Consider the following 19,898-nt stretch of genomic DNA (forward strand, 5'->3'; position numbering starts at 1 on the left):
CCTCAGCGACGGACCTTGAGGGTGAACAGGCCCTGCGGCCGCAGCATCAGGATTCCCACCACCGCGAGCAGGGTGAGCACCTTGGCCATCGAGCCGGAGAGGAAGAATTCGAGGGTGGATTGGGTCTGCGAGATCGAGAAGGCCGAGGCGATGGTGCCGAGCAGGCTCGCCGCGCCGCCGAAGACCACGATCAGGAAGGTATCGACGATGTAGAGCTGGCCCGAGGTCGGCCCGGTGGAGCCGATCATCGTGAAGGCCGAGCCGGCGATTCCGGCGATGCCGCAGCCAAGGCCGAAGGTGGTGCGATCGACCTTCTCGGTATCGATGCCGACGGCGCCGGCCATCGGGCGGTTGCTCATCACCGCGCGGATCTGCGCACCGAAGCGCGAGCGGTACATCAGCACCGCGACGCCCACGGTGATGACGGCGGTGACCGCGATCACGAACAGGCCGTTGATCTGCACCTCGATGGAATCGGTGACGGGGATCGAGCCCATCATCCACGAGGGCAGTTCGACGCCGACCTCACGCGGGCCGAAGATCGTGCGGTAGGCCTGCTGCAGGATCAGCGAGAGGCCCCAGGTCGCGAGCAGCGTATCGAGCGGGCGCTTGTAGAGGTGGCGGATCAGCGCCCATTCCACGAGCATCCCCATCGCCCCCGAGGCCAGGAAGGCCAGCGCCATGGCGACGAAGAAATACGCGCCGAACAGCGAGGGCAGGTAGGTCTGGAAGAAGGTCGAGCAGAGATAGGTGACGTAGGCGCCCAGGATCATGAACTCGCCGTGGGCCATGTTGATGACGCCCATCTGGCCGAAGATGATCGCCAGACCCAACGCCATCAGCACGTAGACGGAAAACAGGATCAGACCTGCAAAGCCCTGCATCACGAAGATCGAGCTGAGGTCTGCGAGCGAATAGTCGCCGAACATGGCTTGTGACTCCGGCGGAATTTTCTGGGAGAGCGCAGCAAGTGTCGGGCCACGCCCGTCATATCGCGGGTGTCCCCTCCCGCGAGGGAGGGGACCGGAGCGTCCGCGACTACTGGTAGCCCTTCGGGAAGGGGTTCGGCTCGATCAGCTCGGGGCTCTCGTAGACCACCTCGAACTGGCCGCTCGGCAGGGCCTTGGCGACGCGGGTCTTCGACCAGAGGTGATGATTCGGGTGGACCTTCACGTAGCCTTCCGGCGCCTCCTTGAACTCGATGTCGGCGGACGCCGCAGCGACCTTGTCGACATCGAAGGAGCCGGCCTTCTCCACCGCCATCTTCCACAGGAATGGGCCGAGATAGGCGGCCTGGGTCACGTCGCCGATGACGGTCTTGTCGCCCCACATCTTCTTGAAGGCGGCGACGAACTTCTCGTTGTTCGGGTTCTTCAGCGACTGGAAGTACTTCATGCAGGAATAGGCGCCGGCGATGTTGTCGCCGCCGATGCCGTCGATCTCGTCCTCGGTGACCGAGATCGTCAGCAGGGTCTGCTTGTTGAGGTCGATGCCGGCCGCCTTGAGCTGCTTGTAGAAGGCGACGTTCGAGCCGCCGACCACGTCGGCGAAGATCACGTCCGGCTTCTTGAGCTTGATCTTGTTGATGACCGAGTTGAACTGCGTGTGGCCGAGGGGGAAGTATTCCTCGCCGGCGACCGTGCCCTTGAGCACGTTCTCGATATGCTTGCGGGCGATCTTGTTCGAGGTGCGCGGCCAGATGTAATCCGAGCCGACCATGAAGAACGACTTGGCGCCCTTCTCCTTGGCGACCCAGTCGAGCGAGGCGAGGATCTGCTGCGTCGCCTCCTGGCCGGTGTAGATCACGTTCTTGGACTGCTCCAGGCCCTCGTAGAAGGTCGGGTAGTAGAGCAGACCGTTATATTGCTCGAAGACCGGCAGCGCGGCTTTGCGCGAGGCGGAGGTCCAGCAACCCATCACCGCGGCGCAATGGTCGTTGACGAGGAGCTTCTTGGCCTTCTCGGCGAAGGTCGGCCAGTCGGAAGCGCCGTCCTCCTGGATCACCTTGATCTTGCGGCCGAGCACGCCGCCCATCTCGTTGATCTGGGCAATCGCGAGCTTCTCGGCCTGGATCGAGCCGGTCTCGGAGATCGCCATCGTGCCGGTGGCCGAGTGCAGGATGCCGACCGTGACCTCGCTGTCGGTCACCGCGAGCCCGGTCGTGTTGACGGCCGAGGTCGGTGCGGCGGCGAACGCCATCCGCGGCATCATTGCCAGCGCGGGAAGCCCCGCGAGACCCATGAGAAGCTTGCGCCGCAGGGCCGAGTCCAGGCCCTTCTTGTCGTCCGCCATCGTGCCTCAACCCCTGTATCTCGTCTCGGCACGGCTCTGCCGGTCGGCGGCCGTGCTCGAACGAGGGGAAGGCTAGGCTTGATGATGCGGCGCACCCATACGCTGTTTTGCGTATGTCCGCCCGGAAGACCGGACCGTAGCGTACCGCTCTCGATTCCGTGAGCAGCGGGCGTTAGGGATGTCCGTGCCCCGCCGTAACGGACAGTTGGACAGGCTCTTGGCCGGCACGTCCGTTGCAAGCCGGTGATCCGCCCATCGTGAGGACGGCCCCCTGAGCGCCCGGTCCATCATCCCGATCCGTCGGGACTACAACCGCCTCGTCGCGGACGAGACGCTGGAAGACTATGCCCTGCGCTTCACCGCCAAGAAAGCGCGGCGCTGGTCGTCCTTCCGCATCGCGCAGACGGCGCTCGGCTCGCTCTCATTCCTGGCGCTGGAAGCCATCGGCGGCACGCTGGTGCTCGCCACCGGCTTCACCAACACCTTCGCCGCCGTGCTCGTCGTCGGGCTCATCATCTTCGCCACCGCCGCGCCGATCACGATCTACGCCGCGCGCTACGGGGTCGATATCGACCTGCTCACCCGCGGAGCGGGCTTCGGCTATCTCGGCTCGACGATCACGTCGCTGATCTATGCCGGCTTCACCTTCCTGTTCTTCGCCATCGAAGCCGCGATCATGGCGCTGGCGCTGCAGCTCTGCTTCGGCCTGCCGCTGTGGATCGGCTACATCGTCAGCGCGGGGGCGGTGATCCCGCTGGTGATCTACGGCATCCGCCTCATCAGCCGGTTCCAGCTCTGGACGCAGCCGCTCTGGATCGGCCTCAACCTGCTGCCGCTCCTCTGCATCTGGCTCTCGGGGCCGGTGCCGTTCGAAGCCTTCACCGGCTATCCCGGCCTGGAAGCCGCGGGCGCGGGCTTCGACCTGCGCCTGTTCGGGCTCGCCTCCGGCATCCTGCTGGCACTGCTGGCCCAGGTCGGCGAGCAGGTCGACTTCTTGCGGTTCATGCCGCCGCCTCAGGGGAGGGGCGATTGGCGCTGGTGGGTCGGGGTGCTCTCGGCGGGCGCGGGCTGGATCGTGCCCGGCATGTTCAAGATCCTGCTCGGCGCCTTCCTCACGGTGCTGGCGCTCGGCCACGGCGTCTCGCCGGAGCGCGCTGCCGAGCCGACGCAGATGTACGCGGTCGCCTTCGGCTACGTCTCGGGCTCGCCCGGCGTCGCGCTGGCGCTGACCGGCCTATTCGTGGTGATCTCGCAGCTCAAGATCAACGTGACCAACGCCTATGCCGGCTCGATCGCGTGGTCGAACTTCTTCTCGCGCCTCACGCATAGCCATCCGGGCCGGGTGGTCTGGCTCGTGTTCAACGTCGCCATCGCGCTGCTGCTGATGGAACTCGGCATCGACAAGACGATCGAGAGCACGCTGCCGCTCTATGCCTGCGTGGTCTCGGCCTGGGTCGGGGCGCTCGCCGCGGATCTCGCCGTCAACAAGCCGCTCGGGCTGTCGCCGCCGGGCATCGAGTTCAAGCGCGCGCATCTCTACGCCATCAACCCCGTGGGCACCGGGGCGATGGTGCTCTCGCTGCTCGCCGGCTGCCTGATCCATGCCGGCCTGTTCGGCGACGCGCTCCAGCCCTTCGCGCCGATGCTGGCGCTCGCCACCGCCTTCGCCGCCGCACCCGCCATCGCCTTCGCGACCGGAGGCAAGCGCTACCTCGCCCGCGACCCGCAGACCGCCTGGGATCGGACGGAGATCACCTGCCGGGTCTGCGAGCACCCGTTTGAGGCCGAGGATATGGCCCAGTGCCCGGCCTATTCGGGGCCGATCTGCTCGCTGTGCTGCTCGCTCGATGCCCGCTGCGGCGACCTGTGCAAGCCGCACGGACGGCTGGAGGTGCAAGCCCACGACGCGCTCGCACGGGTGCTGCCCGCCCGCACCGCCGCCTGGATCGGCGCGCCGCTCGGCCGCTACATCGCGCTGATGCTGACCCTGATCACGGTGATCGGGCTGATCCTCGTCATCGTCCATGCGGGGGCCGCCGCCGCGCATCCGGAGCATGGTGAAACCCTGCGCGCCGCGCTCACCAGCCTGTTCTTCATCCTGATCGTGATTCTCGGCGTGGTCGCATGGCTGTTCGTGCTGGCTCAGGAGAGCCGCCGCGTCGCGCAGGAGGAAACCGCGCGCCAGACCGCCCTCTACGAGGCCGAGATCGCCGCCCACAAGGTCACCGACGCCAAGCTGCAGCAGGCCAAGGAGACGGCGGAGGCCGCCAACCTCGCCAAGAGCCGCTACGTCGTCGGCATCAGCCACGAATTGCGCACGCCGCTCAACGCCGTGCTCGGCTACGCACAGTTGCTGGAGGGCGACCCGAGCATCCCCGAGCCCCGCCGCAACGGTATCCGGGTGATCCGCCGCAGCGCCCAGCATCTCTCGGGCCTGATCGACGGCCTGCTCGACATCTCGCGGATGGAGGCAGGCCGGCTCCAGACCCACCGCAACGAGATCCGGCTCGCCGATTTCCTCGCCCAGATCGTCGACATGGTGCGGCTTCAGGCCGAGGGCGCGGGCTTGACCTTCCGCTTCACCCGGCCCGAGATCCTGCCGGCGGTGGTGGCGACCGACGAGAAGCGTCTGCGCCAGATCCTGCTCAACCTGCTGTCCAACGCGATCAAGTTCACGCCCGAGGGCGAGGTCGCGCTGGAGATGACCTATCGCGGGCAGGTCGCCGTCTTCACGATCCGCGACACCGGGCTCGGCATTCCGGAGGCCGATCTCGGCCGGATCTTCGAGCCGTTCGAGCGCGGCTCGATGCCCGCCGCCCGCGCGGCGCCCGGCACCGGGCTCGGACTGACCATCGCGCATCTGCTGTCGCAGGTGATGGGCGGCGAGATCACCGTCGAGAGCCGGGTCGGGGAGGGCACCTGCTTCCGGGTGCGGCTGATGCTGGCCTCGGTGAACCGCCCGGCGCCTGCGGCGATGCCGCCCCCGCGGCGGTGATGCGGCCCGCCTTGTCCGAGCCGGGCCGCCTCGTTCTCGTCGCCGACGACGATCCCGCCCACCGCGCGCTGATGCGCGAGATTCTGGAGCCCCTGGGCTTCACGGTCGCCGAGGCACCGGACGGCCCGGCCTGTCTTGCCTTGGCGAAGGCGCGCGAGCCGGCGCTGGTCCTGCTCGACATCGCCATGCCGGGCATGAGCGGTTGGGAGGTGGCGCGAACGCTGCGAGAGACCGGCTTCACCGCCCGCATCGCGATGATGTCGGCCAATGTCCACGAGATCAGCCCGAGCCGCGGCGCGGATGCGCCGCACGACGACATCATCGCCAAGCCGTTCGACATGCAGGATCTTTTGGAGAGGATCACCGGGCTTCTGGGGACCGCCCGCCCGCTACCCGACCCCGCCCCGGAAACCCGCCCGATCGTGCGCCCCGAGCGTCCGGCTGAAGCTGCGAAGGGCGATGCGGCGCGCAGCACAGCCGTGCCGGCCGAGCACGTCGCCGCGCTGCTGCGCCTCGGCCGCATCGGCCATGTGCGCGGTATCGAGGCCAAGCTCACCGAGTTGGAGACCGACGCCGCCGTGCCGCCCGCCTTCATCGCGCAGATGCGCGGGCTGGTGACGGCCTACGACATGCGCCGCTATGTCGGCGTTCTGGAGGGGTTGGCCCGCGATGCCTGACACGCGGCGCGACATCGTCCTCGTCGTCGATGATTCTCCCGATACGCTCAGCTTCCTCACCGAAGCGATCGAGCGCTCCGGCGCCACGGTGCTGGTGGCGGTGGGCGGCGACCTCGCCCTCGACCTCGTGGAAGAGATCACCCCCGACATCATCCTGCTCGACGCGGTGATGCCGGGCATGGACGGATTCGAAACCTGCCGCCGGCTCAAGGCCAAGGGCCATCTCGCCCACGTGCCCATCATCTTCATGACCGGGCTGTCGGAGACCGAGCACATCGTGAAGGGCCTGGGCGCGGGCGGGACCGACTACGTCACCAAGCCCATCGCCCCCGACGAGATCCTGGCGCGCATCCGCGTCCATCTCGCGAGCGCGCGGGCGGCGCAGAGCGCCCGGGCCGCGCTCGACACCGCCGGGCGCACCTTGTTCGCGGTCGATGCCGCGGGTGCGGTCCTGTGGTGCACGCCGCAGGCCGCGCAGGTGCTCGCCGCACTGGGAGCGAGCGAGCCGCTGAGCCTTCCTCCGAGCGGGCGCGACTGGCTGTCCAAGTGCCTCGCCGGCACCGCCGCGCCCCTCACGCTCACCGACGCGCAGGGGCGCATCCATACCCTGAGCTTCATCGGCCGCACCGGGCCGGAGATCCTGCTGCGCCTCTCCGGCGATCCCGCCGCCGCCGGGCTGGAACGGCTGCGCGAGCGCCTGCCGATCACAGGCCGCGAGGCGGAGGTGCTGCTCTGGCTCTCTCGCGGCAAGTCGAGCCGCGACATCGGCGAGATCTTGGGATTGAGCCCCCGCACGGTGACGAAGCACCTGGAAGGCATCTACGCCAAGCTCGGCGTCGAGAACCGCACCGCCGCCTCGGCGGTCGCGGCGCGGCACCTGCGCGATCTGGATTGATCGGCCAAAGCCCGCCCGTCATCGCGCGGTGAAGCCGACGCGATCCAGGGCTCGTCCTGCGAGAGCATCGTTCCCTTGTTCGAAAACCGGCCCATGCCGCCTTCCAGGCAGCAAAGGCGAGGCGGCAGGCTCGCCCAAGGCCCGGTCAACCGCCGCCGCCGAGGCCGGCTCCTGATGGTCCGGCGCGGCCCGAACACGAACTCTCGATGCGAGAAACCGGCCAAACGGCCCATCTAATCCGCACGCGGGCCGGGCCTGCGACTTGAGGCGGCGGATGCAGGGGTGTAGGGCGCAGGCGTCATGCCTTCGCCGCATTCCAGGGGAAAGCAGGCCGCCGTCTCGTTCGGGTAGAAATCGTGCCGCGCCCGAGGCTGCCGATGCCGATCCGGCGCACCGCCAGGCAGGCCGCGCCTCGGACCGATCGGCCGGGCCTGCGGCCATCCCGCCGGGCTGCGGCGACCGAGTGAGCACCGCGTCACGTATCTACGCGCCATCCGTTGAAGGGGTCATAACGCCGATGTTCCTTGCCAAGTTCTCCATGGCCAAGCCTTCCGCGCGCCCACTGCGCGTGGCCGCGATCCTCGCCATGGCGGGCCTGGGCGCCGGCCTGGGCGGAACCGCGTTCGCGCAGAAGAAGCCGGCCGCTCCGACCCCGGCCCCGGCCCCCGCGCAGGCCCAGCCGGCCGCCCCGGCCCAGCAGCAGGGTCAGGCTGCCGGCCCGCAGCTCATCAATGTGAAGTCCGAGCCGAGCCAGGCTGACTGGACCAAGGTCTGCGGCAAGGATCAGGGTTCGGGCACCGACGTCTGCTACACCACCCGCGACTTCGTGTCGGATAACGGCCAGCCGGTGCTCGCCGTCGCGGTCTACGACATGAAGAACGCCGCGACGAAGCAGGAGGTGAAGGTCGTCCGCTTCCTGCTGCCGCTCGGCCTGATGCTGGCGCCCGGCATGCGCTTCGATGTCGACGGCAAGGAAGTGACCGGCGGCAAGTTCGCGGTCTGCTTCCCCAACGGCTGCTTTGCCGAGGCCGGCGGCGTCTCGAACGAGCTGATGACCGGCTTCAAGAAGGGCACGACGCTCAACGTCCGGGTCCAGAACCAGACCCAGCGCGAAGTCGTGTTCGCGGTGCCGCTCACCGGCTTCGGCAAGGCCTTCGACGGCCCGGCCATCGACCCGAAGGTGCTCGAGGAGCAGCAGAAGAAGCTCCAGGCCGAGATGGAGAAGCGCAGCGAAGACATGCGCAAGAAGCTGGAGCAGCAGGGTTCGGCCGGCGCCGCCCCGGCTCCCGCAGCCCCGGCCGCCAGCGCCGCGCCGAAGTAAGCCGCGCCGTTCCACGGACTTCGACCAGGAAAGCCCCGCCGTGCTCGCCACGGCGGGGCTTTCTCGTTCCCGGAGCGGCGGGCGCGGAACGCCCGGCCGCCTCAAGCGAAGAGTGAAACGCAACCACGAGGGGCTTCGTGCGCTCGGCATGTCCCAGATCAGCCGGGCGGCAACAGTCAACCGCCAAGTCGTCGTTAAGGATGTTTCGCCGAGCGGCCGCTGGGATAGCGGGAGCAATGGTGACGAAACGCACCGCGCAATCCCACTGCACAAGGTTAGGGGTTATTTAACGATCACGGCGGCCGCGAAGGAGCCGCAACGGAGTTCAGGCAATGAGCCAGCGCATCGACGACATCAAGTTCATGGCGACCATGACCTTCGTCACCTTGTTCGGTACCTGCCTCACGGCGCTGGTGGGCTGAGCCTCAGCCACTCCAGGCGCCGTCCGATCCGGAGGCTCCCTTACTAGCCCGGATCCGTTAAGAAGCCGCTTCCATCTTTCCCCTCGCGGGGATGTCGCCGGGACCAAGCCCGGCCGGAAGCGTGAATCGTGCGACACATCCACGTCATCGGCATCGGAACCGGCAACCCGGAGCACCTGACGATTCAGGGCCTCCAGGCGTTGAAGGCGACCGATGCGGTCTTCGCCCTCGACAAGGGGGACGCCAAAGCCGGCCTGATCGGCGTGCGCCGCCAGATCTGCGACCGCTACATCGAGGGGCGGCCCTACCGCTTCGTCGAGGCCGCCGACCCCGAGCGCGACCGCCGCCCCGCGGATTACGGCGTGGCGGTGGACGATTGGCACGCGGCCCGCGCGGCCCTCTACGAGGCTCTCATCGCCGAGCATCTACGCGAGGACGAGCGGGGTGCTTTCCTCGTCTGGGGCGATCCGTCCCTCTACGACAGCACCCTGCGCATCCTGGAGCGCGTGCTCGCCCGCGGCCGCGTCGGCTTCACCTACGACGTGATCCCCGGCATCACCAGCGTGCAGGCGCTCGCTGCGGCCCACCGCATCCCGCTCCACCGCATCGGCGAACCGGTGCGGATCACCACCGGCCGGCGGCTCCGCGACGGTTTGGGCCAGGAGCCCGGCGCCACCGTGGTGATGCTCGATGGCGACCCGCGCTTCGAGGGGCTCGACCCCGATCTGACGATCCACTGGGGCGCCTATCTCGGCACGCCGGACGAGTTGCTCGTCGCCGGCCGGCTCGGTGACGTGGCCGAGGAAATCCGCCGGGTGCGCGCCGAGGCCCGCGCCCGCCACGGCTGGATCATGGACATCTATCTGCTGCTCAAACCCGCTCCCTGAAGCCGCCGACACTCCGCCCTCGCGCTGCGACATAGTGTCGAGGCGGGGAAGCCCCTGCCGCAAACGATGCGGCTCGAAACCGATTTCTTCCCACCCTCCCATCCCCGGCGACAAGGGTCGCCTCCGGTCGCTTTTTCGCCCTGGCAAAGGCCTTGCGTCGCCGCTCTCGCGATGGACACTTCTCGGGTCGAACGAGAACCCGAACCATCCTGTGGGGGCGAATGATGGCGGCTGGCTCGCGGCGGGCCGTGCGCGGTGTTGCTTGCGTCTCGGCCGGGCTGGCCGGCGCCCTGATGGCGGGGATCCTGCTCTCCGGCCCGGGCCGGACGACCAGCCCGCGCGGGGCGATCGATCCGGTCGGCGGCGGGCTCACCACCCGCACCGATCTCCATGCGACCGCGCCGGAAGCGCCCGCGACCCGCATCGTCCTCGGGCCCGGCGAGCACGACATACGACTGTCCGGAGAGCTGACCGAGGGAGCGGCCGAGCGGCTCGCCGGGCTGCTCGAGGCCCACCGCGCGGTCGAGCGCATCCATCTCACCAGCGAGGGCGGCCTCGTCGATGAGGGCGTGGCGATCGGCGCGCTGATCGCGGAGCACGGCCTCGTCACCTACGTGCCGGATTACTGCGTCTCCGCCTGCACCCTGGCCTTCGTCCGCGGGCGCGAGCGGCTGGTCCTGGCGGAGGCCCGGCTCGGCTTCCATGCGCCCTACGAAACCGGCCCGCTCGGCGTCGAGATCGCGGCCGACAGCGCGCCCGAACGCGCCGCCTACCTCGCGGCGGGAATCAACGCCGATTTCGTCGATGCCGCCCTCCAAGTCCGGCCGGACGACCTGATGATCCCCGACACCGACACCCTGGTGAGGGCCGGCGTCGCCACCGGCCGGGTCGATGCCTACCGCTTTCCCGATTCCACCCTCGACGACGGTGCCGAGCCGGAGCGAGCCCGCACCGTGATCCTGCGCAACGTGCCGCTGCTGGATGCGGTGGAGGCCGACGCACCGGGGACGATCGCGCCGATCGCCGCGTGGTACCTCGACGGCTATCGCCGGGGCCGCTCGGAGGGGGACGCCGTCGACGGTGTCCGCCGGATGGCGGCGCAGGCCGTGGCGCGAAGCCTCGCCGAGGCCGACCCGGCCGCCCTGACCGATCTCGGCCGGATGATCCTTCACACGATGCAGCGTCCGAGCCCGGAGCGAAGGCGCATCTGCGCGTCGGCAGAGGATGTGGTGGGCGCCCTGCTGACGCGGTCACGCCTCGGCGCGGCACAACTCGCCGAGGGACGGGCGATCCTGTCGCGGGCGCTCGGGTTGAGGGCGACGGAGGCGGCGCCCCAGCCCCTCCGGGAGGCCTCGACGGGGCAGGCCGCCATCGCCGTGGCGACGGTGGCGGCCTCACCAAAGCCGGCGCGTGGGCGCGGCTGCGCGGCCCTGCGAAAAGCCTTCGCGGCCGCCCTGGCGCGCCCCATGCCCGAGGCGGCGCAGGCCTTGCGCCCGCTGCTGTTCCCCGCGTCGCCGGCACGCTCCCGCCCCGCGCTCGAAGCCTCCGCGCAACCGCGATAAATCCGGGCTGCCGCGGCCGTCAGTGCACCTGCCGTCGGGTGCCGTGGAGATGACGGGCGAGTTCGTGGCCGACCTCGACGGCGACCTCGTCGACGAGGCGGGCCAGGGGCGGATTGCGCAGGCCCGCGACCAATCCCTTCATCGCCGCGGCATGGTCGGCAAGGCGGTTGGCTTGCCGCTGAGCTTGGTGGACCTCCGAATCGACCGGCCGGCGCCCTTCGGTTAGGTCGAAGGCGAGCCCCTGGGTCGTGAGTGCCCCCGTTTCGGGATCGCGCCCGCTTCGCCCCATCAGGCGCAGCCAGCGCGGACCGTCGGGGCCGGGCCGCGTGCGGAACTCGGCCTCAAAAGGTCGTCCGTCTTCCCCCGCCGCCCGCAGCACGCTTTCCAGCCGGACCGCGTCCTCGGCCTCCAAAGCCGCCAGCGCCAGCGTCAGAGGTGCCCCGGCCGCCGAGGCCGCCGGTACGGCCAGGAGGCGCGCCAGGACCGGGGACAGAGCGAGTCGGTTGGAATCAGGGTCATGGGCCCAGGCCCCAATGCAGGCGGAGCCGGCGAAGGCGGAGGGAAGGTCAGGTTGAAAAGCCGTCATCTCAAGGCACCGGCATCGCTTCTGCAGGCATGTCGGACCGCAGCCTGGACGCTCGGCGAGCCCCCCAGGATCGACCCGACGAAAGCGGTTTCCTCAGCCAAACCGGCCGCAAATCGAAATCTCAGGTAAACTTTCTGCCGTCAAACTTGCCTTAGGTTACGATAGCGGAATGCAACCGCCCTCGTAAAGCGCTCAACCGGCACGACGGCGAAAACTCAACCTCAAGTCAACAGAGTGCGGGTCAGGGCCGGCATCGGCCTTAACGGGCGGTTAACTATGTTAGGTGAAATCCGGTGTCTGGGCGGCCCCGGGATCACAGGACCGGCAGCCCGACGAAACCGAGAGCGGTGGGGTGGCCGGCATGAAAGCAATCACGTTCGTCACGCAGAAGGGAGGCAGCGGCAAGAGCACCCTGTGCATCTCGCTCGCGGTCGCCGCACAGGAAGCCGGGCACGCGGTCTGCATCCTGGAGATGGACCGGCAGGCCACGATCACCGACTGGCTCGATCACCGCACCGCCGACGGCCCCGAAGTGGCCCAGATCGACGCCACGCAGATCGACCTCGTGATGGAGCGGCTGGCGGAATCGTCCTACGACTACGTGTTCATCGATACCCCCGGCATCGATTCCAACGGCACGCTCTCGGCGATCCGCGCGGCGGATCTGTGCATCATCCCCTGCCGGCCGACCCCCGCCGACCTGCGCGCCTTCAAGCCGACGCTCGCCGCCGTCTACCGCCTTGAAAAGAAGTTCGCCTTCGTCCTGAACCAGACCCCGCCACGCTCCTACCGCATCCGCGATGCCGCCGACGGGCTCGCGGTGCTCGGCATCCTGCCCGACGTCAACATCGTGGCGCGCAACGACCATCAGGACGCCATCGGCGTCGGCCAGGGCGTCACCGAATTCAATCCGAAGGGTCAGGCCGCGGGCGAAGTCCGCCGGCTGTGGAGCTGGATCGAGCGCCGCATGCAGGCGACGGGGCAGCGGACCCGCAAGGGAGCGGCCGCAGAGACGGCCAAGGACACGAGAAAGCATGTCAAGGCGGCCTAAGCTCGACCTCGCCTCGATCGTCGCCTCCGCCGGCCCGGCCGGCGGGCCGCGCAAAGGCGGCGCCCGATCGGCCGCGAAGGCGAACAGCCCGGCGGGCGCGGAGATCGTTCGGCTCGATCTGGCGGCCTCGGCGCCTCCGGCGCGGGCCGGGACCCTCAAGGAGCGCGCCAAACAGATGTCGGTCTATCTGGAGCCCCCGGTCTACGACCAGCTCCGGGATCTGGCCTATGCCGAGCGCACCAAGATGCACGCCCTGATGCTCGAAGCCCTCGACCTTCTGTTCAAGCAGCGCGGCGCCCGCTCCATCGAGCAGGTGCTGGGCGAGAACCCGCGCTGAGAGACGGGAGGCCGCCCTTCGCTTCGCGGCCCCCCGTCACAACGCGCGGCGCAGGTTCCTCTCGAGTCCTTCAGACCGTCTGCGCACACAACGCCTCGGCTCTCCCACGGCCTGAGCGCTCGTTCAGCCTTCCTTTACCGCGTCCGGACGATCCTCTGGGGACGGCCGGACGTGTGTTCCGGCTCGGCGTAGCGTGATCCCCTTGAGGCCCAGCTTTCCGCGGCCTTGGAGGAATCTGTGGCGTAGGCGGGGAGCGGGCGAGCGACATGACTCATGTCATGCCACGGGATTTGGCATCGATCAGGACGGCTGCGGACGCTCCGACGCGGGGTGCGATGCCGGTCCTGCGACCGGCCCTGCAGCTCCTGGCGGTCTGCGCGGTGGCGCTGACGACCGCCAACTGCGCCAACAATCCGGCCAAGCTCGCGGGCGGCGCCTCCTCGGGCAGCGAGATCGATCCGAAATACGGCGTGAAGGCGAGCCGCCGCCTCTACAACGAGGGCGACGTGATCCCGAAGGGGGGCGGGCGGCGCTTCTCGGGCAAGCCCTACGTGGTGGCGGGCAAGACCTACGTGCCGCGTGAGGATGCCCGCGGCTACGTGCGCGAGGGCCTCGCCTCCTGGTACGGCAGCGCCTTCCACGGCCGGGTCACCGCCAACGGCGAAGTCTTCGACCGCCACTCCATCGCCGCCGCGCATCCCACGCTGCCGCTGCCGAGCTATGTCCGGGTGACCAACCTCGACAACGGTCACTCGATGATCCTGCGCGTCAACGACCGCGGCCCCTACCATGCCAACCGTCTCATGGACGTGTCCGAGGAGGCGGCCCGCGCGCTCGAATTCCACCGCAAGGGCACGGCGCGGGTGCGCGTCGAATATGCCGGCAAGGCCTCGGTCGCCGGCAGCGACGATCGCAAGCTGCTCGCCACCCTGCGCACCGACGGTCGCCCCGCCGCGATCGGGCGCGCGCCGGTGATGATGGCCGATCTCGGCCCCTCCGAGCCCGAGGCCGCACCCGAGCGGCTCGAACGCGCTTCCCGCGCACTCGCCTTCCGCCCGGCGGGCGAGCGCGACGACGACGCGCCGGAGACGGCGGCACCGGTCACGCGCCCGGCCCGGCCCGCGCCGATCGTGCTGGCCAGCGCTGCCGTCGCCGTCCCGGCGGCGTTGCAGCCGACCGCCGCCCGCGCCGCGCCGTTCCGTCCGGCTCCGGTGGCGCTCGCCGCCCCGGCCAAGCCGGCGATCGAGCCGCGCCGCATGATGGCCGAAACCGGCCGCTCCGCTCAGCCGGCACAGGGCCGGCACAAGGATGCAACGGTTCCGACCCCGACGCGCCTGGCCTCCACCCCGGTGAAGGGTGCCTCCGTGCCCGTCCGTACCGCGCAAGCGATGCCGATGAAGGCAGCGACCACCAAGACGCCGGTGCAGCAATTCGCGGCCACCGGCACCGTCAAAGGCGCGCCCAAGCCCACCGGCAAAGCCGCGGCGCCCGAACCCGCCTCGCGTATGGCGGCGATGCCGCCGACCTCGAAGCAGGCGATCGCCAAGCTCGCCAGCACGGCCCCGGCGCCGGGCACCAAGCCCGCCGCCAAGACGGCTAGCAAGACGGCCGTGGCCCAGGCCCCCGGCCATTCCGGCGCCAAGGCGAAACGCTCGCAGGTGGCGGCGGCGAACTGACGCCAACCGACCGAAAGGGCCATCGCTCAGTGCGATCGGCCCACGGTTTCCGTTGCTTATGGAAAGCCCACGCCGGCCGACGCGGCTGATGGCTGTCGTGCCGCGAAGCCGTCGAAGCGGCTTCGCGCATGGGCCCGGTCCCCACCGAGCCGGCGTGTGACAAGGATCGAGACGACTACTCGGCCTTGGCATTCACCTCGAGCTTGTCGAGGACCGCGGCCGGGGTCGGGGCGGTGCTGACATCGACCATGCCGAGGCCGTCGCCGCTCTTCGCCTTGGCGCTGATCGAGAGCGTGCCGGGCTTGGCCACGAACTTGCCCATCGCCGCGCCGATCGCCTTGGCGGCCGCCGAGTTGCCGAGGATCACCGGCACGCCGATCACGCTCGCCGTCACGTATTCCTTGCGCAGTTCGTCGGGCTTGAGGCTCAGCACCTTCGCCTGGGCGTCGATGAAGCGTTCGAACAGGCCGCCATTCTCCAGCGTCAGGTCCAGCGCCTTGGCGGTGGCCGAGAGCATGGCGAAGCCCGAAACCGCGGCATCCGGGTCGAACACCTCGGGGCCGATGCCGCCGAGCGTGGCGTTGAGGTGGAGCCGGCCCATATTCTTGCCGGAGAGCGACAGCGCCTTGAAGCTCAGTTCGCGCTTGTCCTCGCTCCAGGCGGTGTCGGCGGTGGCGTCGAGATCGAGGTCGCGGTAGCCGTAGAGGCCGAGCGAACCAAGACCGGGAACGCCCTCCACGGCGGAGGCCGGCATGGTGAGGCCGTTGAGCGTGAAACGCGTCTCGGTCGGCACGCCGTCCTTCGGGGGCCCGAAGCTCATGCTGGCGCCGCGCAGGCCGATATGGAGCGGCGGGAGCGGAGTAAGCTTCGGTGCCTTGAGCGGATCGCCCGAGGCGGCCGGGGGCGTCACCGCCACCTGCGCGAGATCGAGCCCGAGATCGGACAGGGTCAGCGTGCCGATGACCGGCGTCAGGCGGCGCAGCTCTGCCTCCTGCAGGTCCGGCGCCGGAGCGGCCCCCTTCCCGGGATCGGTGCCGGCGGGGAGCGGAGCCTTCGCGAGGCGGCGCAGGGCGGCGATAGTCGGCTCCAGGGAGAAGCCGGTGAGCGAGAGGCGGGCGATCTTGCCCTGCGCCTCCTTGGCGCCGAAGCCGATCTCGGCGAGCGTGATGCCGGCCTCGCCGCCGCCCGCATAGCTCATGCGGCCGATGCTGAAGGAGAGCGGGTCATCGCCCTTCACTTCCTTCACATTCAGGTCCGTCGCCTCGAGGCTGCCGACCGAGACCGCTTCGGCGAGATCCGCGAGCAGGCCGGCCGAGCGGGCGCGCTTGGCCCGGTCGTCCTCGGCCAGGCCGCCATCGCCCAACGCTTCCACGGCGCCGCGCCAGGTCGCCGGCGTCTGGCGTCCGGCGAGGTCGCGGCCGATCAGGCGGGCGATCGACACCGTGGTGCCGCGCTCGTCGATGAAGGCGATGCTTTCGACAGCAAGCGCCACGTAGAGGCGCTGGAGCGGGCTGCTCGCGTCACCGGCTTCGCTGTAGAGGCGCGCCAGCGCGGTGAGATCGACCTCCTCGGCGCGGATGCGGCCGTAGCTGCCGCTGCCCGCCTGCGGCGCACCCTCGACGGTGAGCGTCGCGCCGGCCGCGGTCAGTTCGCTGATGCGCCCCGCCCGGATCGTGCGCGCGGCCACGTCGCGGTAGGTCACGACCTGCCGCCGCTCGCCGTCGCGGCGCTCGACGCGCAGCTCCGGCATGGTGAGGCTGCCGGCATCGAGGCGCTGGAGCCGGGCCGGCCAGAGATCCTTGACCGGGTCCTTCGCGTCCTTGGTGTCGGCCTTGAAGATCGCGAGCAGGTCGTCGCGGGAGAGGCGCGTGCCGCTCACCGTCACCTTCGGCGCGGTGACGAGCGTGTCGCCGAAGGCGAGGCTCACGTTGTCGAGGACGAGATCCTGGACCGCGGACGCCGCCTCCTGTGCCACGGCCGGCGCCAAGGGCGCGGGCCCTGTCAGCAGCGCGACCGCGCAAGCCGAGGCGAGCAGTGCCCGCATGAGAACGGGACGGCGCGTCGATGACGTCATGGCTGGATCAGATCGCAGGCTGGCGGGAGATCGGAGAAGGGCCGTGAGACTTCCATCCCTGCCGGTTTTCCACAGGCGTGGCAATTGCGCCGGTGCCACGGCAGGGCAATCGCGCGAAGCCGCTCGGGCGGGCTCATGTTGGGCGGGCTCATGGCGCTTGAGGCCGGAATGGCGATCGCTTCACCCGATCGCCGGGTCGGACTCTCCTCAGATCGCGAAGGAGGTGCCGCAGCCGCAGGAGGCGGTGGCGAGCGGGTTCTCGATCTTGAAGGACTGGCCGATCAGGTCGTTCACGAAATCGATGGTCGCGCCGCCCATATATTCGAGCGAGACCGGATCGACGAGCACGGTGGCGCCGTCGCGCTCGATCACCACGTCGTCGCCCTCGCGGGCGCTGGTGATATCGAAGGCATAGGAAAAGCCCGAGCAGCCGCCGCCGTTCACGCTGATGCGCAGCGACGAGCCGGGGGGCTCGGCACCCATGATCTCGTTGATCCGCTTGGCGGCGCGGGCGGTGAGGTTGATGTCGGCCATCGTGGCGCGGCCCCGTTTCTCGAACCGGTGTCGTGAAGGTAAGAGCCCGTAATTGTCGCGGGCTTCACCCGACCCAAGATATGGGGTGCGAGGGCTGGCCGCAACGCGGCTGCGAAAGGAAGAGCTGTGCAGGTGCGGCAGAACGGCGAGCGCTGGCGGGCGCCCTACGCCACCGATCCGGCGGCGACCCGCGGGCGGCTGATCCCCGAGGCGTTCTCGCCCACCCGCAGCGACTTCCAGCGCGACCGCGACCGGATCATCCACTCGACCGCCTTCCGGCGGCTGAAGCACAAGACGCAGGTCTTCGTGCATCACGAGGGCGACCATTACCGCACGCGGCTCACCCACAGCCTGGAGGTCAGCCAGATCGCCCGGGCGCTCGCCCGCGCGCTCGGCCTCGACGAGGATCTGGCCGAAGCGCTCGCGCTGAGCCACGACCTCGGCCACACCTGCTTCGGGCATACCGGCGAAGACGCGCTGCACGCCTGCATGGCCGAGTATGGCGGCTTCGACCACAACGCCCAGGCTTTGCGCATCGTCACCCGGCTGGAGCGGCGCTATGCCGGCTTCGACGGCCTCAACCTGACCTGGGAGACGCTGGAGGGGCTGGTCAAGCATAACGGCCCGCTCCTCGACGCCTCCGGTGCGCCGGTCCGGCGCTACGCCGCCGACGGCATCCCGGCGGCCGTGCTGGAATACAATGCGACCAACGACCTCGAACTGTCGCGCTTCGCCGGCCCGGAGGCGCAGGGCGCCGCGCTCGCCGACGACATCGCCTACGATGCCCACGACCTCGACGACGGCCTGCGGGCCGGGCTGTTCGATCTTGCCGACCTCACGGCCGTGCCGTTCCTGAACGGTTTGCTCGACGAGATCGACACCCTGCATCCCGGCCTGGAGCCGTCGCGGAAGATCCACGAGCTGGCGCGCCGGGTCATCACGCGTTTCGTCGAGGACGTGATCCGCGAGAGCGAGGCGCGTATCGCCGCGCTGGGCCCGCGCAGCGTCGGCGACATCCGCGCCGCGCAGGAGCCGGTCATCGCCTTCTCGCCGGTCATCGCCACGGCGGATGCGGACATCAAGCGCTTCCTGTTCGCGCGGATGTACCGCCACCCGGAAGTGATGGCGGTGCGGGCCAAGGCCGCGACCATCGTCGACGACCTGTTCTCGGCCTTCCGCGCCGACCCCGCGCGGATGCCGGCCGAATGGTCGGAGGGTCTGGAGAATGCCAGCGAGGCCCGCCTCGCCCGGCGCATCGCCGATTACATCGCCGGCATGACCGACACCTACGCGGTGCTGGAGCACGGCCGGCTGTTTGCGGCGACGCCCAACCTGCACTGGAGCCCGCCGAGCCGCGGCCTGCCGCTGACGGAGCCGTGAGACACCGCCAGCGGAAGGCTCACGCTCTCATTCGCAGACGCAGCCCGCGCCGTAGCCGGTGTTGTAGATCGGGGCATTGCCGTAGGTGACGGGCGCGTAGCCATAGGCCGGTGCCGCGTAGCCGTAGGCGGGTGCGGCGTAGCCGCCGTAACCACCCCAGCCGTAGCCGCCGCTCAGCGCGCCGCCGGCGAGCCCAAGGCCCAACCCCAGCCCGGCACCGGCCAGACCGATCCCGGCCCCCGCGAGGCCGATGCCGGCACCCCGTCCGTAGCCGTAGCCGCGGCCGTAGACGCCGCGCGCGGCGTATCCACGATATCCGAAGCCGTGATGGCCATAGCCGCGATGTCCAAAGCCGCCGCGATGACCGGCGAACCCGCCGCGATACCCACCGAAGCGGCCGGCCTGACCGAAGCGCGCACCATAGCCGTGATGGCCGTAGCCGCCCTGATGGCGACCGCCGCCGACATACCCGCCATGTCCGCCGAACTCGCGGGCCTCGGCGGTTGCGGGTGCGAGGATCAGGGTGGCGAGGGCCGTGGCGGCGAGGGCGAAGGACTTCATCGAAACAGTCTCCATGCAGGATCTTGCCTCGACAACGCCGCCCTTCGCGCCCTGCGTGCAACGCTGCATTCTACCGAGAGACTCTCTTGTCCCCGCGCGAAAGGCGGCACGGGACAAGCATAAGGCCAAATGACGGAGGACCGATTGAGCGCCGACCGCACCACCCCGCGCGACACTCGCGCCGCCTATCCCCGGCTCGTGCCGCTGACGACGCGCTGGGGCGACAACGACGTCTACGGACACGTCAACAATGTCGTCTACTACGCCTTCTTCGACACGGCGGTGAACGGGATCCTGGTGGAGGCGGGCGCCCTCGACATCGCCCGCTCCCCCGTCATCGGCCTCGTGGTCGAGACGGGCTGCCGCTACTTCGCCCCGGTCGCCTTCCCCGATCGGATCACCGCCGGCGTGCGGGTGTCCCATCTCGGCCGCACCAGCGTGCGCTACGAGATCGCGATCTTTCGCGAGGACGAGGCGGAAGCCGCCGCGCAGGGGCACTTCGTCCACGTCTATGTCGACCGGGAGACACGCCGGCCGGTGCCGCTGCCCGAGCGGCTGCGGGCCGTGCTGACGGAACTCGCGGTCGTGCGGAGGGAGGCGCCGTGACACTCCCGCCCGCCATTGCTATGCCGCCCCGGACGGTTCCGG

General features: G+C 69.7%; 15 protein-coding genes and 1 pseudogene. 10 read left to right on the forward strand and 6 right to left on the reverse strand.

Annotated elements, in window-relative coordinates:
* Positions 1-2 precede the first annotated feature (2 nt).
* Both urtB and urtA read right to left on the reverse strand, forming a co-directional pair.
* Positions 3-929 carry an urea ABC transporter permease subunit UrtB gene (gene urtB / locus MSPGM_RS16930; RefSeq protein ID WP_003599194.1) on the reverse strand — a complete coding sequence of 309 codons (927 nt, stop codon included), beginning with the start codon at positions 927-929 and terminating at the stop codon, positions 3-5.
* A gap of 109 nt (positions 930-1,038) precedes the next feature.
* On the reverse strand, positions 1,039-2,292 hold the full coding sequence (gene urtA / locus MSPGM_RS16935) for an urea ABC transporter substrate-binding protein (RefSeq protein ID WP_003599193.1): 1,254 nt from the start codon (positions 2,290-2,292) through the stop codon (positions 1,039-1,041).
* Between the two features lie 457 nt (positions 2,293-2,749).
* Here urtA and MSPGM_RS16940 point away from each other — a divergent pair.
* The 5 genes and pseudogenes from MSPGM_RS16940 (at position 2,750) to MSPGM_RS16960 (ending at position 11,051) form a co-directional block, all read left to right on the forward strand.
* A pseudogene (locus MSPGM_RS16940) lies at positions 2,750-5,964 on the forward strand (ATP-binding protein).
* Positions 5,957-6,859, forward strand: coding sequence for a DNA-binding response regulator (locus MSPGM_RS16945; protein ID WP_003599191.1), 903 nt, complete (start codon positions 5,957-5,959; stop codon positions 6,857-6,859). Before MSPGM_RS16940 ends, MSPGM_RS16945 begins: the two are co-directional and overlap by 8 nt.
* Positions 6,860-7,376: 517 nt before the next feature.
* Positions 7,377-8,180: an invasion associated locus B family protein gene (locus MSPGM_RS16950; protein ID WP_012753311.1), complete on the forward strand. Its 804-nt coding sequence runs from the start codon at positions 7,377-7,379 to the stop codon at positions 8,178-8,180.
* 550 nt (positions 8,181-8,730) lie between these two features.
* Positions 8,731-9,489 (forward strand): precorrin-6A synthase (deacetylating), encoded by a 759-nt coding sequence (cobF, locus tag MSPGM_RS16955; RefSeq protein ID WP_003606955.1) that lies wholly within the window; start codon positions 8,731-8,733, stop codon positions 9,487-9,489.
* A gap of 224 nt (positions 9,490-9,713) precedes the next feature.
* The gene (locus MSPGM_RS16960; protein WP_012753312.1) at positions 9,714-11,051 is read left to right on the forward strand and encodes a hypothetical protein; all 1,338 of its coding nucleotides are present in this window, start codon (positions 9,714-9,716) and stop codon (positions 11,049-11,051) included.
* A 19-nt stretch (positions 11,052-11,070) separates the two neighbouring features.
* Here MSPGM_RS16960 and MSPGM_RS16965 read toward each other — a convergent pair whose 3' ends face one another.
* Positions 11,071-11,637 carry a hypothetical protein gene (locus MSPGM_RS16965; RefSeq protein WP_003607088.1) on the reverse strand — a complete coding sequence of 189 codons (567 nt, stop codon included), beginning with the start codon at positions 11,635-11,637 and terminating at the stop codon, positions 11,071-11,073.
* Between the two features lie 361 nt (positions 11,638-11,998).
* Here MSPGM_RS16965 and MSPGM_RS16970 point away from each other — a divergent pair, with 361 nt between their 5' ends.
* The 3 genes from MSPGM_RS16970 (at position 11,999) to MSPGM_RS16980 (ending at position 14,701) form a co-directional block, all read left to right on the forward strand.
* Positions 11,999-12,688 carry a ParA family protein gene (locus MSPGM_RS16970; protein ID WP_003607087.1) on the forward strand — a complete coding sequence of 230 codons (690 nt, stop codon included), beginning with the start codon at positions 11,999-12,001 and terminating at the stop codon, positions 12,686-12,688.
* Positions 12,672-13,025: a ribbon-helix-helix domain-containing protein gene (locus tag MSPGM_RS16975; RefSeq protein ID WP_003607086.1), complete on the forward strand. Its 354-nt coding sequence runs from the start codon at positions 12,672-12,674 to the stop codon at positions 13,023-13,025. The genes MSPGM_RS16970 and MSPGM_RS16975 overlap by 17 nt, the downstream gene beginning before the upstream one ends.
* 266 nt (positions 13,026-13,291) lie before the next feature.
* Entirely contained in the window at positions 13,292-14,701 is a 1,410-nt protein-coding gene (locus MSPGM_RS16980; protein WP_043766323.1) for a septal ring lytic transglycosylase RlpA family protein, read from the forward strand.
* Positions 14,702-14,876: 175 nt separating this feature from the next.
* On the opposite strand, the gene MSPGM_RS16985 is transcribed toward MSPGM_RS16980, so the two are convergent.
* Together MSPGM_RS16985 and MSPGM_RS16990 are read right to left on the reverse strand one after the other, a co-directional pair.
* Entirely contained in the window at positions 14,877-16,775 is a 1,899-nt protein-coding gene (locus tag MSPGM_RS16985) for a hypothetical protein (protein ID WP_190273148.1), read from the reverse strand.
* A gap of 207 nt (positions 16,776-16,982) precedes the next feature.
* Complete coding sequence (locus MSPGM_RS16990; protein WP_004447459.1) at positions 16,983-17,309, reverse strand: HesB/IscA family protein; 327 nt, start codon at positions 17,307-17,309, stop codon at positions 16,983-16,985.
* 126 nt (positions 17,310-17,435) lie between these two features.
* On the opposite strand from MSPGM_RS16990, the gene MSPGM_RS16995 reads away from it, so the two are divergent.
* Positions 17,436-18,689, forward strand: coding sequence for a deoxyguanosinetriphosphate triphosphohydrolase (locus MSPGM_RS16995; protein ID WP_003605228.1), 1,254 nt, complete (start codon positions 17,436-17,438; stop codon positions 18,687-18,689).
* Between the two features lie 27 nt (positions 18,690-18,716).
* Here MSPGM_RS16995 and MSPGM_RS17000 read toward each other — a convergent pair whose 3' ends face one another.
* Positions 18,717-19,250, reverse strand: a complete 534-nt coding sequence (locus MSPGM_RS17000) for a hypothetical protein (protein WP_003605226.1) — start codon at positions 19,248-19,250, stop codon at positions 18,717-18,719.
* Between the two features lie 144 nt (positions 19,251-19,394).
* Between MSPGM_RS17000 and MSPGM_RS17005 the strand changes: the two genes are divergently transcribed.
* On the forward strand, positions 19,395-19,856 hold the full coding sequence (locus MSPGM_RS17005; protein WP_003605224.1) for an acyl-CoA thioesterase: 462 nt from the start codon (positions 19,395-19,397) through the stop codon (positions 19,854-19,856).
* Positions 19,857-19,898 lie beyond the last annotated feature (42 nt).

It is taken from the genome of Methylorubrum sp. GM97, from assembly GCF_024347855.1.
In the GTDB taxonomy this organism is placed as follows: Bacteria; Pseudomonadota; Alphaproteobacteria; order Rhizobiales; family Beijerinckiaceae; genus Methylobacterium; species Methylobacterium extorquens.

Coding starts and splice junctions, on each gene's coding strand:
- urtB (WP_003599194.1), bottom strand. CDS start 929: ATGTTCGGCGACTATTCGCTCGCAGACCTCAGCTCGATCTTCGTGATG.
- urtA (WP_003599193.1), bottom strand. CDS start 2,292: ATGGCGGACGACAAGAAGGGCCTGGACTCGGCCCTGCGGCGCAAGCTT.
- MSPGM_RS16945 (WP_003599191.1), top strand. CDS start 5,957: ATGCCTGACACGCGGCGCGACATCGTCCTCGTCGTCGATGATTCTCCC.
- MSPGM_RS16950 (WP_012753311.1), top strand. CDS start 7,377: ATGTTCCTTGCCAAGTTCTCCATGGCCAAGCCTTCCGCGCGCCCACTG.
- MSPGM_RS16960 (WP_012753312.1), top strand. CDS start 9,714: ATGGCGGCTGGCTCGCGGCGGGCCGTGCGCGGTGTTGCTTGCGTCTCG.
- MSPGM_RS16965 (WP_003607088.1), bottom strand. CDS start 11,637: ATGACGGCTTTTCAACCTGACCTTCCCTCCGCCTTCGCCGGCTCCGCC.
- MSPGM_RS16970 (WP_003607087.1), top strand. CDS start 11,999: ATGAAAGCAATCACGTTCGTCACGCAGAAGGGAGGCAGCGGCAAGAGC.
- MSPGM_RS16975 (WP_003607086.1), top strand. CDS start 12,672: ATGTCAAGGCGGCCTAAGCTCGACCTCGCCTCGATCGTCGCCTCCGCC.
- MSPGM_RS16980 (WP_043766323.1), top strand. CDS start 13,292: ATGACTCATGTCATGCCACGGGATTTGGCATCGATCAGGACGGCTGCG.
- MSPGM_RS16985 (WP_190273148.1), bottom strand. CDS start 16,775: ATGACGTCATCGACGCGCCGTCCCGTTCTCATGCGGGCACTGCTCGCC.
- MSPGM_RS16990 (WP_004447459.1), bottom strand. CDS start 17,309: ATGGCCGACATCAACCTCACCGCCCGCGCCGCCAAGCGGATCAACGAG.
- MSPGM_RS17000 (WP_003605226.1), bottom strand. CDS start 19,250: ATGAAGTCCTTCGCCCTCGCCGCCACGGCCCTCGCCACCCTGATCCTC.